This is a genomic window from Halorubrum sp. Atlit-26R (assembly GCF_003666015.1).
Classification (GTDB): Archaea; Halobacteriota; Halobacteria; order Halobacteriales; family Haloferacaceae; genus Halorubrum.
Window position 1 is genome coordinate 1 of record NZ_QPLT01000441.1, and the last position, 488, is coordinate 488.

Sequence of the window (488 nt, forward strand, 5' to 3'; positions counted from 1 at the left end):
CTATCGACGCTCTGGTCGGGCTCGTCCACGCTACCGAGGGGACAGTACGTGTTCTCGGAATGGACGTTCGTACCTCGCCGGTCGAGATCCGCCGACGAACCGGTATCTTGCCGGACGGGTTTACGCCGTACGAGCGCCTAACCGGCCGGGAACATCTTGACTCCGCCGCCCGCGCCAATGGCGTGACGATCGATACTGACGAGGCGCTGGCACGGGTCGGGCTCGCTGACGCCGCCGACCGCACCGCGGGCGGGTACTCGCACGGAATGAGCCAGCGGCTGGGACTAGCGATGGCACTCGTCGGCGCACCCGACCTGATCATTCTCGACGAACCGGCAGCCGGACTCGACCCCCACGGAATCGAGATGTTGAGACGCATCGTCCGAGAGGAGCACGCTCGTGGCGCGACCGTCATACTCTCGACACACCAACTCGCCCAGGTCGAAGCGGTATGTGATACGGTCGGCATCATCGATGATGGCCGGCTT

Annotated in this window: 1 protein-coding gene; it reads left to right on the forward strand. The window is 65.0% G+C overall.

Annotated elements, in window-relative coordinates:
• The coding region (locus DVK07_RS21355) for an ABC transporter ATP-binding protein (RefSeq protein ID WP_147441331.1) at window positions 1-488 on the forward strand (488 nt) is incomplete at both ends.